Origin of the sequence: Paenibacillus sp. 19GGS1-52 (assembly GCF_022369515.1) — a bacterium.
Classification (GTDB): Bacteria; Bacillota; Bacilli; order Paenibacillales; family Paenibacillaceae; genus Paenibacillus_AQ.
The window spans coordinates 4,534,767-4,552,573 of the sequence record NZ_CP059724.1 but is presented as its reverse complement, the minus strand read 5'-3'; the positions used below and the strand labels follow the sequence as shown (position 1 = coordinate 4,552,573).

The following is a 17,807-nucleotide window of genomic DNA, read 5'->3' as shown; positions in this document are numbered from 1 at the left end:
TCGGCCGCCCATTTTGTATCTTCAGTATCAATCATCCAGTTTCTAAAGGGTTCAGTAAATTTGATTGCATCGAGAACCGGATTAAATCGCACAAGGATTATATTCGCCAACCCACTTCCCAAGTAGTCACCTAAGCAAATCAATATGCTAATTACAGACAACCAACAAGCTACCCTTCTGAAAAGAGAAATAGCTACCCCCTCCTAATGATTCGGTAATAAACAGCTTCCATGCCTCATATTCTGAAATTGGGGGAACGAAGCAGTATCCTTGGGAGAGGAAATGCCGTCCGGAAGAGCCATCCTTCAATTGGGAATGGAGGCGGACGCAGATGAGTACTGATCAGCTCATAGCATTGCTCGTTCTTGTCATTATGATTATACAGTTAGCTAACCCCAAGGGGAAATCCTAAGAGGCGTTGCTGAATTTGCCTTCGAGCTCAGAAATTTTTGAGTTCGGAGGCATTTTTTTGTTGTATATTGTAAAGGATAGATTTTTTTTGAAATTAAAAGAGGGAGAATTATGAAATATACAAAATGGATTATTGTTCTTCAACTGTTGGTTATCGTTGTTTTAACCGGCTTTTTGATTATAGCCGTGAACAAACCAACACCACGTATGAACGACCGTTCTTACATACTCACGCATTTTGATCAACTCGACTTAAACAGAACGCAAGAAATGATCCATCGCTTTAGCGAAGGCATAGGAGATAATCTTATGATGATTAGTCCGACGATAGACAGCGGGGCAGAAATCCATGACATATATTCAGACGGCAAAGAGCTGCATTGGATTGTTGATAATACGAGAGATGGTATGAGCACTAATACGGGAAAGACCGAATACGTGTGCAAAGGCATTCAACTAGATGAACTTGTGGATCGTTATCGTGTTGAATTGACCAGCTGTGCTAATCGTCCTAATGATGAGAAGATAGGCATAGTGGTATTTTGGAAGGAAAACTTATAGCGTTCCATGGAATTCAAGTTGAATGAGCAGCATAATAATCAACAAAAACAAATGAAGGATGATGATCATGCCAATGTCTGCTTATTATCGGGATTTGCGGGAGACAGTCGGCTCCGGGCTGTTAATGATTCCAGCGGTAGCTGCGATCATAAGAAATGCCGAGGAAGAAATTTTGTTTCTCCGTAAGCCTGGTGAAACGCTCTGGGGTTTGCCCGCAGGAGCGATTGAACCAGGAGAGACCCCATCAAGAGCTGTGCGGCGAGAGGTATATGAAGAAACGGGATTATTGGTTAATCCTGTGGGGATATTAGGTGTTTTTGGTGGTGAGAAATATAAATATGAATATAGTAATGGGCATCAGGTGGAGTATTTGACAGTTGTTTTTGAATGCTCCATTGTCAAAGGAACGCCTAGAGGAGGGGATGAGGAGGTGGAGGAGCTTAAGTTTTTTAAGGAGAATGAACGCCCTGAGCTTGCCATTCCTTATCCGCCGGAACTTTTCATTAAAGATACAGGGATGTTAAGAAGTATATTTGAGTGATGGAGGTGAAGGGAGAGGATAAATGCGATCTTACACTCACTCAAGCAATATTTTAAAAACGCCATGGATTTGGATCAGCATTTAAAAGGATAAACCTGTCTTAATGAACTCAGGGGGAATTATGAATACGTATATTTATATGGTCAGACATGCAGTTTCACCTTTTGTAGTGGGGGATGAGCGGAATCGGGGACTCTCCGAGCAAGGGATAGTGGATGCCCTCCGGATCAAGGAGATTTTGGCGAATGCCGGAATTACCCATTTTGTCTCCAGCCCCTATAGAAGAGCAATCGCTACGCTTAAATATTTGGCTGAAGCGTCTCATCAGGAAATTGCGATCTATGAGGAACTCAGGGAAAGAGCTATCGGGAGTACGGAGATTGAGATCAAACCCCGAGAAATTCTACAAGGAATTCGGACTTCGTTCACGGACAAGCATTATAAAATGCTGGACGGGGAGAGTAGTTGGGAAGCGCAGGAGCGATCCATCCCCCTTGTGAAGCAGCTACTTGAGCAGCACAAAGGCGGCAGAATTGCTATGGGCACCCACGGAAATATCATGACGCTTATTCTGAATTATTTTGATGAGACCTATGGTTACGAATTCTTTGAGCAAACCTCGAAACCGGATATTTATAAGCTGGAATTTCATGAAATGGAACTGGTTAATGTTGAGCGGCTGTGGAGTTAAGGAGGAACTGAAAATGCGGAACCTTATCAATATGTTCGGATTTACTGAGGGCAAGTCAAACGCTGGATAGAGGTAGAAATAAGAATGAAACATTTGAAATCTATAGTCTATATCTGCATCTTTCTCACAGTGATTGTGTTAGGCATTAGCTCGAGAGCTTTCGCTGACCAGCTACCTTTGTTTGTGTCCAGACACTTTGGAGATGCGTTATGGGGAAGCATGGTTTATTTCGGGTTTCGGGTCCTGTTCACTGAGCAAAAGAAACTGCACTCTCTCGTCCTAAGCTTGATATTTAGTTTTGGTATCGAATTTAGTCAGCTGTATCAAGAGGATTGGATAAATAGCTTACGCTCCACTCTGGTGGGAGGATTGATTCTGGGAAAAGGCTTCTTGTGGATAGATCTTCTCAGGTATACGGTGGGTATTGGTCTTTCCTATGGCTTGGATATTTGTGCATGGCGTTGGTATAACGTTTCTAAAAAGTAGAAACTGGACCTGCATACAAATTCAGTGGAGATGATAGAATTGATGACGAACAGTTTAATAATAGTGTTCCTGCTTACGATGATTATTCATACTGCTGAAACCTTGTCTTATTCCGTGCGTTTTGCCGGAGTGAAGCTGAATAAGATTGCGATCGCTTTGTCCCTGACTGGTATTATTGTACTGGTATCCAGAACCGCAAATATGATTCAAGCTCCACTAACAGCAAAATTCGTCGATTATGCCAAGGTTGATCAGGGATTTCCGCTGCTTAATTATTTGAGGATTATTTTGCTAGCGTCCTCTTTAGGTACCTTAATAGCTATTGCTCTTTTTCCTACCTTTGTGGGTTTATTCGAAAGAGTCATCTCTAAGCTGGAGGTAGAAGGCTCTATACCTAAACTACTTACTAGCGTTACTATAGGGCAACTGAAAAACAGCAGGAAATACATACGCAAACCGAAAATGAGACTTTATAATATCAGATACCTGGGCATACCCAAACGGTTTCTTATCATGAATATATTTGTTACGGCATTCTATACGGTCGGTGTATTATCTTCACTGTACGCCGCCCATTTAGTACCTCATTTAAGCACGACTGCATCTCAAGCATCAGGAATGATTAACGGAATAGCGACGATATTGCTAACGATATTCATTGATCCACAGTTGGGCATCATCACGCATAAAGCTACCGAGAATGTGGAGTACCGGGATCAGCTTGGTAAAATCTACATGTTATTAATGGGCTCCAGATTTCTGGGCACATTGCTGGGTCAGGTTGTGTTTGTTCCGGCCGCCCATTTAATTATTGTGCTGGTGAAGCTGATCTGAAGTCAGCCCGAACGAAATATGCAGACCTTACTTGGGCAGCTTGGATTCTGCTGTACGGACTGCAAGGGCAATACTCTGCTCCGAGCTATAAAGCATCTGCTGCATGGTATGTATCTTGCTCATATGCGCATATGAGAGCTTCAGCTCTACAGCTGCTGTGATCGCATTTCCTTGCTTAACAGCAGATTTATAGCGTGTATCTGCTTCCAAGCGTAATTTCTGTTCAGCAGCGAGACTCTTATTCCCGGCAACAATCTGCTTCCTAATGGCGGCAACGGGTGCAATAGCATCTTTGGCTGGCTTTGTCTTAGCAGCGGTTGCTTTACGAGCAGCGGCCAGCGCATCTACCTTGTTCTTCACCTCAGCCCGGGCGGCGGTAACAGCAGCCTTCAGCTTATTGCGTTTCAGATCGAGCAGTGTCGCTGTCTTAGTGTCACCTGCTTTCTTGGCAGCAGTAGACTGCTTGCTAAGTGTTGAATATTGCTCCAGTAGCGGAGCGTACTTCTTGCGGATTGCCTCCGTTTCGGTCTTCAAACGGCTTAACAGAGCTTGGTCAACAGCTAGCAGCTGTGCATTTACAGTCTTTAGGTCATCATTGTTCTCTTTGCGAAGTTTCTGGATCTTCAGTCTGTCTGCCTTGATAACCCCCTGCAGAGCCGTATACTCTCCATGAATAGCATTAATGTCATCGAGTGCATTATCCCAATCAGAGGCTGCACTAGCTTGAGTGACATTAGCGGTGAGGAGTGTTAGCAAAATGACAATTTCTACAAACCCTCTCCAATAGCGTGCCTTGTGAATCATTCGGGTACTTCTGTTCTTACGTAAATCGTTAATCATTAGCCACAGCTCCCATCTGAAATAAGCAGTATACGAAAAAAAGCACCTCCAAGATAGGCATAAATGCCTGTCTTGCGAGGTGCTTCGCCCGCAAATGCACATGTAATTTTCATTTACTATAACTTGAAATTAATGGATAGTCAATCCTGAATAGAACATTAGTTTGCTTTTTAGCGGATGGAATGTTCTTCTGAGCAGAAGTCTAGTAGAATGCTAGTATAGTATAGTTTACATTAAACATCACATTTGCGAGACTAACACTGCCAGTCCAATAGGGAGATGAAACATGATGCAGCTTAGAAAAGTGAAGATATTGGGTACCGGCAAATATTTACCGGACAGGCTAGTAACGGATGAAGAGCTGGACGAGCGTCTAGGGGTGCCAGCTGGTTGGGTTAACAAAGCAACTGGCGTAGGTGTGCGTCACTATGCAGAGGGTGAAACCTCATCGCAAATGGGCGCGAGAGCAGCGGAGAGAGCCCTGGCGGATGCAGGGTTAAGCTTCTCTGATGTCGATTGCCTAGTCTGTACAAGTGGAACCAAGGAACAACCGCTGCCCAGCACTGCTGTATTTATTCAACAAGCTATGGGCCAAGGAGAATCAGGGGTCCCAGCTTTTGATATGGATGCCACCTGTCTAAGCTTTATGGTTGGACTCGATGTAATGTCATATATGGTTGAAGCCGGTCGATACCGAAATGTGCTGCTTGTAGCTACGGAAATCGCCTCAGTTGGGTTAAATTGGCAGGAAAAAGAGAGTGCTGCACTCTTTGGTGATGGTGCCGCTGCAGTTGTAATCGGCCCATCGGGAGCTCAGGATTCTGCCCGTATCATTCACACATCACTCAAAACCTATAGCAAAGGTGCAAGTTATTCAGAGATCGCTGGCGGAGGAAGTAAGCTCACCGCCCAAAAATACAGTAAACATAATGAATCGTCCTATCTATTCCATATGGACGGCAAGGGGATCTTTCGGATGGCTTCAAAGCTGTTACCTGATTTCATTCAGGAGCTGCTGAAGCAGTCTGGTACGCAAATGGATGATTTCCGGCTGGTCATTCCTCATCAGGGAAGTGCTATGGCGATGCGGCTGCTGCAGAAGAAGTTAGGGATTGCCGAGAGCCAATTTCTAAATATTACACCCAATCATGGGAATACGATTGCCGCTTCGATTCCAATGGGACTGCATGAGGCGATTCACCAGGGACGAATTCAGCGTGGAGACCGGATTCTGCTGATCGGTACCGCAGCAGGGCTGTCACTGGGAGGCATGGTTATTGACTACTGACCACCTGGGCATCCCTAAGAAGCAGAATATTCTTCTGACAGGAGGACGTGCACCTGTTGCTCTCGATCTGGCGCGTTTGCTCCATCATGCAGATCACCAGGTATTCGTGGCTGAGAGCACTCCCTATCATTTATGTCGTGTGTCCGATGCAGTAGAGGAGAGCTTCGAGGTACCCTCACCTCGTCATCATCCGCAGGCCTATATTGAGGCACTGGAGCAGTTGATTATCTCCCTGCAGATTGATCTGCTCGTACCGACCTGTGAGGAAATTTTTTATATTGCACTTGGTTTAGAGCGTCTGAGCAGTCGTTGCAGGGTACTTTCTGTAGGGCTGGATCTTCTGCATAGCCTGCATCATAAAGGTGATTTTATCAGGCAGGCCCAACAATTCGGATTCAACGTGCCGGATACACTGCTCATTGTGAACAGTAGGGAATGGCAGCGTGTCATGGAAGATGAATTTAGGGCCGGAAGAATGGTGCTGAAGCCAGCCTACTCCCGTTTTGCTTCCAAGGTAATTATGCCAAGCGAGCTATTAAAGGCGAAACGGAAGCAACGCCGAATGAATCAACGTGATCCATGGTCTGAAGGGTCCGTTGCTGCGCCATGGATAGCTCAACAGTATATTAGCGGCACAGCTCTATGTACTTATTCAATCGTGCACGAAGGAACAGTAGTAGCACATGCCACCTACAAAAGTCATTATCGAACTGGAAAAGTGGGGGCAAGTGTTCATTTTGAGCATCTGAAGCATATACCCATCTATGAATGGGTAAGCCAATTTGTTAAGGCTATTAGCTTTACAGGGCAAATTGGCTTTGATTTCATTGAAGCTGAGGATGGAATCGTATACCCTATCGAGTGTAATCCACGAGCAACAAGCGGTATCCATTTATTTGCACAAGAAGATAGGCTTGAACAAGCACTGTTGTTTCCGGAGATATTAGTCCGCACTGGAGAGGTGATTACCCCGAACTCGGGCAGGAAAGCAATGCTTACATTGCCCATGCTGGCCTGTGGCTTCAAGTTGGGTTGGAACTTCAAGGACTGGCATGCTTGGTGGAGAGCACTGCGCGAGGCAGGTGATGTGGTGTACCAACAAGATGATCCGCATCCATTTTATGAGCAGTTCAGAATAGTATTCAAAGCTTGCAAGATGGCGAGGCAGATGGGAATGTCTGTAATGGAATCCTTGACTGAAGATATCGAATGGAATGGTGAACGATGACAAAAGCATTGGTAACTGGAGCTACGGGTTTTCTCGGACGGCATACGCTGCGGAGGTTGACAGAGCTGGGCTGGGAGGTCAGTGGGCTGGGACGCAACCGGGAAATCGGTAGCCAATTCGCTAAGGAAGGTGCAGCTTTCATCTGTGAAGATCTGCGGAACCTTGATGCAGTAGTACGTGCCTGTGCAGGTCAGGATTATGTCTTTCATTGTGGAGCGCTATCCTCTCCATGGGGGAAATATAATGATTTCTACAGTTGCAACGTCACCGCTACCCATAATATTATTGAAGGTTGCCAACATCATGGTGTCAGGCGACTCATTCATATCTCGACACCCAGTATTTATTTTAACTTTAAGAACCGTTATGGGATTCAGGAAAATGATCTTGTGCCTGTAAAACCTGCCAATGCGTATGTGGCAACCAAGCGCTTGGCAGAGCTGGCCGTAGAGCAGGCTGGCACAGAAGGACTAGAGGCAATTATTTTGCGTCCAAGAGCTATATTTGGCCCCATGGATAATGCACTATTCCCACGGATTCTGCAGGCTAACATAGGTAAGGGGGTTCCGCTATTGGATGGCGGAGAGACTCTGATTGATCTGACCTATGTAGATAATGTGGTTGATGCAATGCTGCTCAGCTGCAGCGCCTCAGCCTCTGCTGTAGGTAGAACTTATAACATCTCCAACGGAGAATCGGTCATATTTAGAGAACTAGTGTCCAAGTTATTTGCGTTGCTAAACATTCCGCTGCACACCCGTGTATTGCCTTACCGATTAGCTTATAGGGCTGCCAATGTTTTGGAAGTCTTGCATCGCTTGTTGCCTCTGTTGGGCGAACCAGCATTGACCCGCTATTCGGTAGGTACACTTGCGCTTGCCCATACGCTGGATATTTCATTGGCACGGGAGATGCTTGGATATGAACCTCGTGTAACTATTGCGGAGGGTCTTCAGCTTTTCGCAGATTGGTGGAGAGAACAGTCATGATTACAACAATGCCTATTTCGTTGTCCATACTAGCTGCTGGGTATTGCTTGCATCCCGAACGGCTTACCATGCGGGGAGGCTCGTTTCGTCCGGTTGCTTTTCCGGCAGGTTATGCCTTGATCAAGCATCCCTTATTCGGTCCGATTCTGTTCGATACGGGCTATAGCGCGCGCTTTTTCCAAGAAACCGCCAAGTTTCCTGATGCCTTGTATCGGCATATTACGCCTGTAGTTTATCAAGAGGAAGACAGTGCGGCTAACCGCCTGCGGGAAGCAGGGATTGCGGCGGAGGAAGTCCGATATGTCGTATTATCGCATTTTCATGCCGATCATATCGGAGGAGTGCGCGATTTTCCCAATGCACAGTTCATATACTTGCAGAAATCTTACGATGCGGTCAGCAGTCTGGGGAAGATCAAAGCATTGCGTGCAGGATTTCTGCCGGGACTGCTGCCGGATGATTTCTTGAAGCGTTCCTTGCCGGTTGGTGCGGCGTCTATGAAGCGAGGTTTTGAGCCGGGGTTTCTCTTGACAGAAGCCTATGATTTATTGGGGGATGGCAGTATGCTCGCCGTGGAATTATCGGGTCATGCTGCTGGCATGATCGGAGTGTTCGTCTCTACAGCGGAGCATGATTATTTGCTCTGTGCGGATACGGTCTGGTCGAGCAGGGCGTTCCGTGAGAACCGCAAGCCGCATCCAGCAGCGGGGTTGATTATGGACAACCGCGCGGACTATGCTCGTAATTTTGAACTTTTGCGCCAGCTCCATGAGCAATTTCCGCAGATCAGAATCGTTCCGAGTCATTGCCGTGATGCATTGGCAACATGGGGAACCGGAGGGGGGCAGTAATGGGTGGCCCAATGACACTCTATTATTATTTGCTTGCCCGAGGAGCGCGAAGCTGGAAGAATCGAGCTGCGCTTCAGCAATGGCAGGAGCGGCGCATCATGCGCCACATAGATAGAATTCGCAAGCACTCAACGTTCTACCGTGAGCTATGGTCAGGTATTTCCACTGCGGAGTGGCGTCAGTTCCCCATTATTGACAAAGCGATGATGATGGATCATTTTGATACTCTGAATACGGTTGGAATCACGAAAAGCCAAGCTTTTGCAGCCGCCTATGAAGCCGAAAACAGTCGTATATTCAAGCCCACTATTCATGGAATTACGGTTGGCCTATCTTCAGGGACATCGGGCAACCGTGGCCTCTTTCTGGTCAGTGAAGCGGAGCAGTCCGCTTGGACGGGAACGGTGCTGGGCAAGCTGCTGCCTGGTGGACTGTGGAAACGGGCTAAGATCGCTTTTTTTCTGCGTGCGAACAGTAATTTATATGAATCAGTGAGACGCGGCCGTCTGCAGTTTCAATATTTTGATCTAATGGAGCCGATTCCGCAGCTTGTACAACGTCTGCAAGAATACGATCCGCAGATCTGGATTGCCCCTGCCTCTATGCTTCGGATGTTGGCGGATGAGCACCAGGCAGGAAGACTGACCGTGCAGCCGCACCGAATCATCTCCGTAGCTGAAGTTCTCGACCCACTGGATCAGATGGTTATTGAACAGGTTTTTGGACAACGGGTGCATCAGGCCTATCAATGTACGGAGGGCTTTCTGGGAGCTACCTGTAAGCTGGGTACCCTGCATTTGAACGAGGATATTGTACATATCGAAAAAGAATATTTGGACACAAAGACACGCCGTTTTGTACCTATTGTGACCGACTTTTCCAGAATGGCACAGCCGATTATCCGCTATCGCCTGAATGATATCTTGACGGAAGCAGCGACACCTTGCAGTTGCGGCTCTCATTTTACAGCTATTGAGCGGATTGAAGGCCGCTGTGATGATATTCTTTATTTGCCCCATGCCGAAAGTGGCGAGCAGATTACGCTGTTTCCCGATTTCGTGACCCGGGCGGTGCTCGCGGCTTCGCCGAGTATTGCGCATTATCGGGTGATTCAGCATAGCCCGCTGGAAATGGAAATATCGCTGGCTAAGCTTGCGGGTTGCCGTGAAGACACTGAAGCCTTAGTCAGCACTGAGCTGACCCGGCTCTGTTCCCGTTTAGGCTGCATTGTTCCACAGTTCGTGTTCACACCTTATGAATTTGTTCCCGGTCGGCAGAAGCTGCGGCGGGTGGAGAGGAGATGGAAGCTGTGAGCGCAAAAGTCATTCTATATGATCAGAGTAATATTGGAACACTGGAATGGCCGGATACGGAGTACGGTCAATATGCTTGTAAATATATTCTGCCGCTACTGGAGCATCGAGCAGAACATTTCATCCGCAATGTGCGTACAAGAATAGAAGTAGTGACGGTGGATGGGATTCCCATCCCCATTACCATAAATGAGCAGGAATATGAGAATACGTATGTGTGCTCCCCGTATACCCATTATGTTAGCTATGCCCGGGAAGAATTGAGCTTGCTTAACAACCGATTGTTGGAGAAAGGGCTGACTGCCCTGCTAAGCGGTATTGGTTTTCTATTGCGCGGCGCCCACTTTAACCGTGTCGTACAGGTCAACAATTGGTTGTTGTCCACCAACCTCTATCCTGACGTGAGTGCAGAACAACTGATAGCCATCCTGGATTTCCTGCGCCAGCGATTTCCAGGCTACGCCCTTCTCTTTCGCTCGCTTAATAGGGAGACGAGCGGTGCGGCCGTGACAGCCTTAAGTTCGTATGGCTGCAAGCTTGTGCCGAGCCGTCAAATATACTTATTACAGCAACCGTCTCCTTCCAAAGCCAAGTGGCTACTCAAACGTGACCGGGCCTTACTGGACAAGCAGGGGTACCAGATTGTTGGACCAGGAGAAATCGGTGCAGAAGATATTTCTCGTATTGTGGATTTGTATGAGCTGTTATACATACATAAGTATTCTAAACATAACCCTATGTTTACGGAGGCGTTTATCAAGCTCGCGCTGGATACTGGGACCTTAACCTTGTATGGGTTGCGCAAAGACGGCAGGCTGGATGCTGCCATGGGCTTCTTTTGCCGTGCAGGCTTGATGACAGCACCACTGTTTGGCTACGATACAACACTACCGCAGTCGACGGGACTATACCGAATGTTATCGGCAGTATTAATAGGTCTTGCTGAGCAGAACGGACATATCCTGCACGAGAGCTCTGGTGTTGGACAATTCAAACGGAACAGAGGGGCAGTGGCAGCCATTGAGGTTTCTGCTGTCTATGACAGATATTTGCCCTTGCGCACACGCTTTTCTTGGTCCGTACTGGAGAAAGTGCTGAATCGGATTGGAATTCCTATCATTCAAAAGCTGAAATTGTAACTATCGTTACTACAAATATTGGTAGAGGAAGTGATAAATATGGATTCTCACCAAGCTATTGAACAGGACTCGATTGCCCTGATTACAGGAACATCCAGCGGGTTTGGTCTGCTGACTGCGGTCACGCTGGCAGGAAAAGGTTTTATTGTTGTCGCTACTATGCGTGATTTAAGCCGCAAAGCTGAACTGGAGCGGCAAGCCGCAGAGGCCGGAGTTCTCGATCGAATTCATGTGATGACTCTAGACGTGACCGTAGGTGCTTCGATTGAGGCAGCGGTAGCTGCGATCCACGACACTTTTGGAAGAATCGACGTTTTGGTTAATAATGCGGGCTTTGCCGTTGGTGGTTTTGTGGAAGAGGTATCCATGGAGGATTGGCGCCAGCAGTTGGATACTAACTTTTTTGGGTTGGTGGCAGTGACTAAGGCGGTTCTGCCTGCGATGCGAAAGCAGGGAAGTGGCATTATTATTAATGTGGGCAGTGTGAGTGGCTTATCCGGATTCCCCGGTTTTGCACCTTATGCGGCTTCCAAATTTGCAGTTGAAGGCTTTAGCGAAAGCCTGCGTCACGAGCTGTCGCCTTTTGGGATAAAGGTAGTATTAATTGAGCCTGGTTCATACCGCACACCCATTTGGGGCAAGGGAATCGACCATATTAGTACTAGCGAGGAATCTCCTTATGCAGAGCATTTGGCTGCAGTGCTGAAATATTCTCGCCATGCTGCCGAAACTGCGCCAGATCCCCAGCAGGTAGCTGATCTGATTGGTCGAATTACTAGTATGAGAGCGCCACGGCTGCGTTATCCCATTGGTAAGGGCTCTCGCCTCTTGATTCTAGGCAAAACATTATTGCCCTGGAAATGGTTGGAGCGTTTGATCGCCAAAGGACTAACCTAAAGCTTGGAGTTGCTGGTTTGCTAAATTTCATGTGATGAATTGAGGTGTGCCTATGCCTGAACCTATAGGATTGCATATATGCTTCAACGAACTCGGTCGTGAGATTGAGGTTCTAGATGTTACATTCTTGGAAAAGGACACCTATAGAGTGGAGGAAACTCCCATATTTAATCCAGGTGTGACCTTAGGTGATATTATCCGAGTTAAAGAAGATCAGGGTATCTATTACTATGTTGAGACGGTAGAGAAATCAAATCTAGATAGATACGCCTGGCTGCTTAGCAAAGAGACGGTCAACTCAACAGAGATAGCGGTTTTTAAGCAACGTATAGCGGAAATAGAAGGCAAGTGGGAGCAGATTTTTGGCGGGTTTCTCGTCATACATATTCCGAAGGATACAACAATGGATGTGGATGGGGAAATGAACCGGATTATTGAGCGCTTTGAGAACTGAAGTCATGATGTTAGAAGCCATTTTATAGAAAAGTGAGGTAAGCCCAAATGTTAAAATATGCAAAGCAGTGGGTCCCCAGTATTGTGATTGCGTTAGTCATCTCCCTGTTTGTTAGAACCTATGTCGCCGAAGCCATGAAAGTACCTACAGGCTCCATGATTCCAACAATCCAGATTAACGACCGGCTAATTGTAGAAAAGATGCTGTGGATGACTACACTTGAACATGGAGATATAGTCGTATTTAATCCGCCGGTAGCCGGTGATGAGAATAAGAGATATGTGAAGAGACTGATTGGACTCCCCGGCGATACCATAGAGATTAAAGACGGAAACCTATACAGAAATGACGAAGTCATCGACGAGCCGTATCTTCAGGAAAAAATGAACTATACCTTCGGGCCTATCACTGTTCCGGCAGATCACTACTTTTTTCTCGGTGATAACCGGAATATAAGCTACGATGCTCATCTATGGGATACACCTTTTGTAGATAAGGATAAGCTGATTGGAAAAGTGGTCCTGGAATTCAGCAATCCCTTTTAGTGGCAATTACTTCTGAATAGGATAGTCAATAACAATCACATTCTCAATAATTCCCTCGAGCAGCTTTACAAAAGCCTGGTGCGCCGGGTGTGGTCCATATAAACGCAGGGCTTCTTGATCTTCAAAGGTCACCCGGAGCCCCAGCGTATAGCCATGTATATTATCCGTTTCTTCCGTTGTGTTCACACCGGCGGTCAACTCGACAATGCCTGGCACTTGGTCCTTAAGAGCCAAGAGAGTCTCTACCAGCCGACGTTCCTCCTGTGGTTGATAATTCGCATTAAACTGAAAAGCAACAATATGTTCGTACATTTGATAATCCCCCTCTGTTATTCTCATCAATAAATGATTCCTGCTAGCACATATCATGAAAGGATAATAACTATGCTGAACGAATCTAACTCCTCCACAATCAAAAATCCATTGTCCATACAACAGATCATTTCGATGATTGTAATTCTTTCATTAGGAATACAACAATTAATTATGTTGAATAATGATCACAATCACAATCATGAAATCGCGTATTTCTTTCTTATCTTTTGGCTAAGTGGTTGCTCTGTGGTATTGCTGTTTATTATATATAGAGTACTCCAAGAAGCTACCGAAATAAAGTGGGGTACAGATAATCTATTCATCCATAAAAAGTGGATTGTCGCTAAAGATATAGATTCGATCATGATATATGGTTATTTATTTCCAATGATCGGGATCAAGCCCAAGGGCAAAAGAATTGTTCCAGATTATCTATGTTTTCGATTTATTGAAGATAAGGATAAGGCGATGAAGCAATTAAATACCTGGGCCGAAGCAAACGGGATCAGAATCATTTATAAAAAATTCATGAAATGGCTGTAGCGTCTTATCTACTAGGGGGGCTTAAGTAGCGATTCATTTGAACTAGTCGGGTGTGTTAACGTGACTTTAACCATATTGTTACTTTGACTGGTATTCACTATGATTAATAAACGCATAAGGAAAATATTCCTATACATATAAAGGGGTGCTAATTCTTGAAAGTTCATGTCACAGATCTCAAACACGGCGATTGCCTTACAACAGACACTTTCAATAGTGTTGGCCTGCATGTGCTCCCCCAGAAGACTGTTGTCCAAGCTGAAGAAATTACTATTCTAATTCGCCATAAAATTGATTATGTCGATATCGAACCGCGAAGCATGCCGCAACTGGATGAGAATACAAAGCTAAGCCAGGATTTAAAAGATACTTTTGACTATGCAATTGAGAACTATGAGTCCATTTTTTTGGAAGCACTGACTAAAGGCAGCTTCACTCAAGCTATTGTTGATGATTCATTACAATCGATGCTTGTAAGTCTGGATGAGCACAAAGATGTTGTTTCTCTCTTGCTCTTGTTTGAGCGGGATGATATTGATACCTATAACCACTCCCTTCAGGTCGGGCTCTTATCGTATTACATCGCAACCTGGCTGGGCCACTCCAAGGCAGAACGGTTCGAGATTAGCAGAGCAGGTTACTTACACGATATTGGCAAAAGCCAAATCTCTCCATCAATATTGAATAAGTTGGGTGCTTTAACTGCAGATGAAGCGGAAGAAATGAAACGTCACACTGAATACGGCTATGATATCATCCGTAAATCGATGAGTGATGAAACATCAGCATTGGTTGCACTGCAGCATCATGAGTTCGAAGATGGCACTGGTTATCCTAAGATGCTTCACAAAAGTGAGATCCATCCCTACACCCAGATTGTAGCGGTCGCTAATGTATATATGGGCATGACAACTGCAAGAGCCAATCAACCTAAGCAAGGTCTTGTTGCCGTACTCCGCAAAGTACATGAGCTTGGTTTTGGTAAGCTGAACGGAAATGCGGTCCAAGCACTTACCGCACACTTACTGCCTAACTTTGTGGGCAAGAATGTGCAGCTTAGCAATGGCGAGTTGGGGACAATTATTATGAATAATCCGTTAGATATGTTCAAACCACTGGTTAAGGTGGATGAGAAGTTCAGGGATTTGTCTAAGGAACGCAATTTATCTGTTGAAGAGGTATTTATTTAAGGTGAAATAATGTTCCATTAATCAATGGTAAGGCTATCACTTAAGGTCTATGTAGATCATAAGTGATAGCCTTTTAACGTTTCCAGTTCGTGTAAGAATTTGAATTCTATCAGTAGATTGTCTATGCTTAACAGAGCTAAGGAAAGCTGAAGAGGAGAATTTACCATGAGTAATGAAAGCAGTCAAATCGAAAAATTCAAAAAAATGAAATATGATATTACCCGTTTCATGCTGATATATAAATTTGCTTTGGATGAGATGGAGACTAAAATTGAAATATTGAAGCAGGAATTTCAGTCACTGCATGACTACAGCCCCATTGAGCATACAAAATCACGGATTAAGTCCCTAGAGAGCATTATGAATAAAATGATACGTAAAAATCATGAGTTCTCCTTGACTGCTGTCAAAGATAGTATAAAAGATATTGCGGGTCTGCGGATCACATGCTCTTTTATCTCGGATATTTACCAGGTTAGTGAAATGCTCCAGAAGCAGGACGATCTGAAGATTCTCGCAGTGAAGGATTATATTAAGAACCCGAAACCTAACGGCTATCAGAGTCTGCACTTGCTGGTGGAAGTGCCGGTCTTTATGTCGGATTGTCAGGAGTTGGTGTGTGTGGAAGTGCAGATCCGAACGATTGCCATGGATTTCTGGGCAAGTCTGGAGCATAAGATCTTTTATAAATATCAGCAGTCGGTACCCGAAAGTATGACACGTGAATTGAAGCATGCGGCGGATTCGGCTTATGCACTTGATCTGCAAATGGAGCGTCTACATCGTGAGATCAAAGAAATTAAGGACGCTCAGGATGAGGATGATACGGACGATGAGCTCCGGCGGATTATGATTAACAATCAGCAGTTTACACTCCCGGCTAACTTTATTAAGCTATTATCTGAGTAGATATTTAAATTAAATTGATCCATAAGGAGATTGCAGATGGACGAGCATGAATTCCGTAAGATTACTGTGAATCAAATGGGCTACCCGCTGAGTGGAAAGAAGATTGCTGTATTTACGGGAACTGGACATGATTTTCAGGTGCTTGAGGAGAATAGTGGCACTGTGGTTTTTACAGGCAAGACGGGTGTAGCTAAATGGGATAAAGCCAGTGGGGTCTCCGTACATACCGGAGATTTCTCTGAGGTTAGAGCAGCCGGACACTACCGGATTGAGCAAAATGATGGCGCTGTTTCGGCTTCCTTTCCTATTACAGATAAGCCGTATCATGAGCTGCAGCAAGGTTTGTTAAAAGCCTTTTATTATTACCGCTGCGGTGTGGAATTGACTGAAGACTACGCTGGACCGTGGAAGCACAAGGCATGCCACACTGCCGAAGGCATTGTACACGGACATTCCGAGCTGAGACTAGATAGCAGTGGGGGCTGGCATGATGCGGGTGATTATGGAAAATATGCGGGTCCTGGAGCCAAGGCTCTCGCTGATCTATTACTAGCGTATGAGCTATATCCGTCCGCTTTTGCAAACGCTTTTACGCTCCCTGGAAGTGATGGAATAGTACCGGATGTACTGCTGGAATGCAAGGTCGAGCTGGATTGGCTATTCAAAATGCAGGATTCGGATACTGGAGGGATATATCATAAGCTGACAACGTTGAATTTCCCAGGGCTGGATGTTATGCCTGAGGATGATACTTCGGACTTGTATTTCTCACCAGTGTCTGCTGCGGCTACAGGGGACTTTGCCGGAGTGATGGCCCTATCGGCGCGGATTTATGCACCATTGGACGCAGCTTACGCGGCAAAATGTCTGAAAGCTGCACTTGCAGCCTGGGAATGGCTCGTGCAGCATCCAGCAGAGATAGGCTTTACAAATCCGCCAGAAATCACTACTGGCGAATACGGCGATGAAGTGGATGACGATGAACGTTACTGGGCCGCTGCCGAGTTATATCGGACTACAGGTGAAGAAACGTATCATCAGGTGTTTCAGAAGCTGGCCCAGCTCTCTTTTCCAAAATACAGTCTAGGATGGGCGGATATGGGTGGATATGGTACGCTTGCCTATCTGCTAAATGGCGAAAAACCTACTGACAGTGTTCTATACGATTCCCTGAAGGAAGGTCTTCTTACGGAAGCTGAACGTTTATACCAAGTGAGCCTTGAGGACGGTTACCATATCTCCTTGAAGGAGGAGGACTATATCTGGGGCAGCAATATGCTGGTGATGAATAATGCCATGCTGCTGCTGGCTGCTGAACATTGTAGTGGAGATTCCAGATTTGCAGACTGTGCACAGGATCACCTGCACTATTTATTGGGACGTAATGTGCTGGATATCAGTTATGTCACAGGTTTTGGTGATCGTCCGGTTATGCACCCGCATCATCGACCATCGGTAGGCGACACTGTGGCTGAACCGGTACCCGGTTTAGTGTCAGGGGGTCCTGACCGTGGACTTCATGACGAATATGTGGTTGAGCATCTGCAGGGGAAGCCTGCCGCACAGTGCTTCGCCGATCACGAGCTGAGCTATTCTACAAATGAGGTCACAATCTACTGGAATTCACCAGCAGTGTTCGTTGTCGCTCGCTTTAATCAAATGTCGTAGAGTAGTTTATATATCTCTTAGAAACGGCTGCGCTATCCATAAAAGGGTAGCCAGCCGTTTCTTTTTGTTAGTCCAATATTTTTACTTTTAGAAATAATGCTAATAATATCCATT

20 protein-coding genes are annotated in these 17,807 nt (G+C 45.7%); 18 read left to right on the top strand and 2 right to left on the bottom strand.

All coding sequences use genetic code 11. From position 1 onward, the window contains the following. The first annotated feature begins 522 nt into the window (after positions 1-522). The 5 genes from H1230_RS21275 to H1230_RS21255 all read left to right on the top strand — a co-directional run bounded on the left by H1230_RS21275 (position 523) and on the right by H1230_RS21255 (position 3,524). Positions 523-972, top strand: a complete 450-nt coding sequence (locus H1230_RS21275; protein ID WP_239711885.1) for a DUF4362 domain-containing protein — start codon at positions 523-525, stop codon at positions 970-972. A 67-nt stretch (positions 973-1,039) separates the two neighbouring features. After that, on the top strand, positions 1,040-1,513 hold the full coding sequence (locus H1230_RS21270) for an NUDIX domain-containing protein (RefSeq protein WP_239711884.1): 474 nt from the start codon (positions 1,040-1,042) through the stop codon (positions 1,511-1,513). Positions 1,514-1,634: 121 nt separating this feature from the next. Next, on the top strand, positions 1,635-2,204 hold the full coding sequence (locus tag H1230_RS21265) for a histidine phosphatase family protein (protein ID WP_239711883.1): 570 nt from the start codon (positions 1,635-1,637) through the stop codon (positions 2,202-2,204). A gap of 84 nt (positions 2,205-2,288) precedes the next feature. Further along, positions 2,289-2,690, top strand: a complete 402-nt coding sequence (locus H1230_RS21260) for a ribosomal maturation YjgA family protein (RefSeq protein ID WP_275590924.1) — start codon at positions 2,289-2,291, stop codon at positions 2,688-2,690. Positions 2,691-2,732: 42 nt separating this feature from the next. Next, positions 2,733-3,524, top strand: coding sequence for a lipid II flippase Amj family protein (locus H1230_RS21255; protein WP_239717453.1), 792 nt, complete (start codon positions 2,733-2,735; stop codon positions 3,522-3,524). 27 nt (positions 3,525-3,551) lie between these two features. Here H1230_RS21255 and H1230_RS21250 read toward each other — a convergent pair whose 3' ends face one another. Beyond that, the gene (locus H1230_RS21250; protein WP_239711882.1) at positions 3,552-4,364 is read right to left on the bottom strand and encodes a hypothetical protein; all 813 of its coding nucleotides are present in this window, start codon (positions 4,362-4,364) and stop codon (positions 3,552-3,554) included. A 289-nt stretch (positions 4,365-4,653) separates the two neighbouring features. Between H1230_RS21250 and H1230_RS21245 the strand changes: the two genes are divergently transcribed. The 9 genes from H1230_RS21245 to lepB are packed head-to-tail and all read left to right on the top strand — an operon-like array spanning position 4,654 to position 13,068. Continuing rightward, positions 4,654-5,652, top strand: a complete 999-nt coding sequence (locus H1230_RS21245) for a beta-ketoacyl-ACP synthase III (RefSeq protein ID WP_239717451.1) — start codon at positions 4,654-4,656, stop codon at positions 5,650-5,652. Beyond that, entirely contained in the window at positions 5,642-6,880 is a 1,239-nt protein-coding gene (locus H1230_RS21240; protein WP_239711881.1) for an ATP-grasp domain-containing protein, read from the top strand. Before H1230_RS21245 ends, H1230_RS21240 begins: the two co-directional genes overlap by 11 nt. Then, complete coding sequence (locus H1230_RS21235; RefSeq protein ID WP_239711880.1) at positions 6,877-7,869, top strand: NAD-dependent epimerase/dehydratase family protein; 993 nt, start codon at positions 6,877-6,879, stop codon at positions 7,867-7,869. Before H1230_RS21240 ends, H1230_RS21235 begins: the two co-directional genes overlap by 4 nt. Continuing rightward, positions 7,866-8,720, top strand: coding sequence for an MBL fold metallo-hydrolase (locus tag H1230_RS21230; RefSeq protein WP_239711879.1), 855 nt, complete (start codon positions 7,866-7,868; stop codon positions 8,718-8,720). The genes H1230_RS21235 and H1230_RS21230 overlap by 4 nt, the downstream gene beginning before the upstream one ends. After that, positions 8,720-10,033 (top strand): F390 synthetase-related protein, encoded by a 1,314-nt coding sequence (locus tag H1230_RS21225; protein WP_239711878.1) that lies wholly within the window; start codon positions 8,720-8,722, stop codon positions 10,031-10,033. The genes H1230_RS21230 and H1230_RS21225 overlap by 1 nt, the downstream gene beginning before the upstream one ends. Then, positions 10,021-11,172 (top strand): GNAT family N-acetyltransferase, encoded by a 1,152-nt coding sequence (locus H1230_RS21220; RefSeq protein ID WP_239711877.1) that lies wholly within the window; start codon positions 10,021-10,023, stop codon positions 11,170-11,172. The genes H1230_RS21225 and H1230_RS21220 overlap by 13 nt, the downstream gene beginning before the upstream one ends. Positions 11,173-11,211: 39 nt before the next feature. Then, positions 11,212-12,069, top strand: coding sequence for an SDR family oxidoreductase (locus H1230_RS21215; RefSeq protein WP_239711876.1), 858 nt, complete (start codon positions 11,212-11,214; stop codon positions 12,067-12,069). Between the two features lie 52 nt (positions 12,070-12,121). Next, on the top strand, positions 12,122-12,523 hold the full coding sequence (locus H1230_RS21210) for a DUF4265 domain-containing protein (protein WP_239711875.1): 402 nt from the start codon (positions 12,122-12,124) through the stop codon (positions 12,521-12,523). A gap of 47 nt (positions 12,524-12,570) precedes the next feature. After that, positions 12,571-13,068 carry a signal peptidase I gene (gene lepB / locus H1230_RS21205; protein WP_239711874.1) on the top strand — a complete coding sequence of 166 codons (498 nt, stop codon included), beginning with the start codon at positions 12,571-12,573 and terminating at the stop codon, positions 13,066-13,068. Positions 13,069-13,074: 6 nt separating this feature from the next. Here lepB and H1230_RS21200 read toward each other — a convergent pair whose 3' ends face one another. Then, positions 13,075-13,380 (bottom strand): Dabb family protein, encoded by a 306-nt coding sequence (locus tag H1230_RS21200; protein ID WP_239711873.1) that lies wholly within the window; start codon positions 13,378-13,380, stop codon positions 13,075-13,077. Between the two features lie 72 nt (positions 13,381-13,452). On the opposite strand from H1230_RS21200, the gene H1230_RS21195 reads away from it, so the two are divergent. From H1230_RS21195 to H1230_RS21180, 4 genes are all read left to right on the top strand, one after another. Beyond that, the gene (locus H1230_RS21195) at positions 13,453-13,926 is read left to right on the top strand and encodes a hypothetical protein (protein WP_239711872.1); all 474 of its coding nucleotides are present in this window, start codon (positions 13,453-13,455) and stop codon (positions 13,924-13,926) included. Positions 13,927-14,081: 155 nt separating this feature from the next. Continuing rightward, positions 14,082-15,116, top strand: a complete 1,035-nt coding sequence (locus tag H1230_RS21190) for an HD-GYP domain-containing protein (protein ID WP_239711871.1) — start codon at positions 14,082-14,084, stop codon at positions 15,114-15,116. 165 nt (positions 15,117-15,281) lie between these two features. Further along, positions 15,282-16,025: a GTP pyrophosphokinase gene (locus tag H1230_RS21185; RefSeq protein ID WP_239711870.1), complete on the top strand. Its 744-nt coding sequence runs from the start codon at positions 15,282-15,284 to the stop codon at positions 16,023-16,025. A gap of 36 nt (positions 16,026-16,061) precedes the next feature. Beyond that, a complete protein-coding gene (locus tag H1230_RS21180) occupies positions 16,062-17,693 on the top strand; it encodes a glycoside hydrolase family 9 protein (RefSeq protein ID WP_239711869.1) in 1,632 nt (543 codons plus the stop codon). The last annotated feature ends 114 nt before the right edge of the window (positions 17,694-17,807 follow it).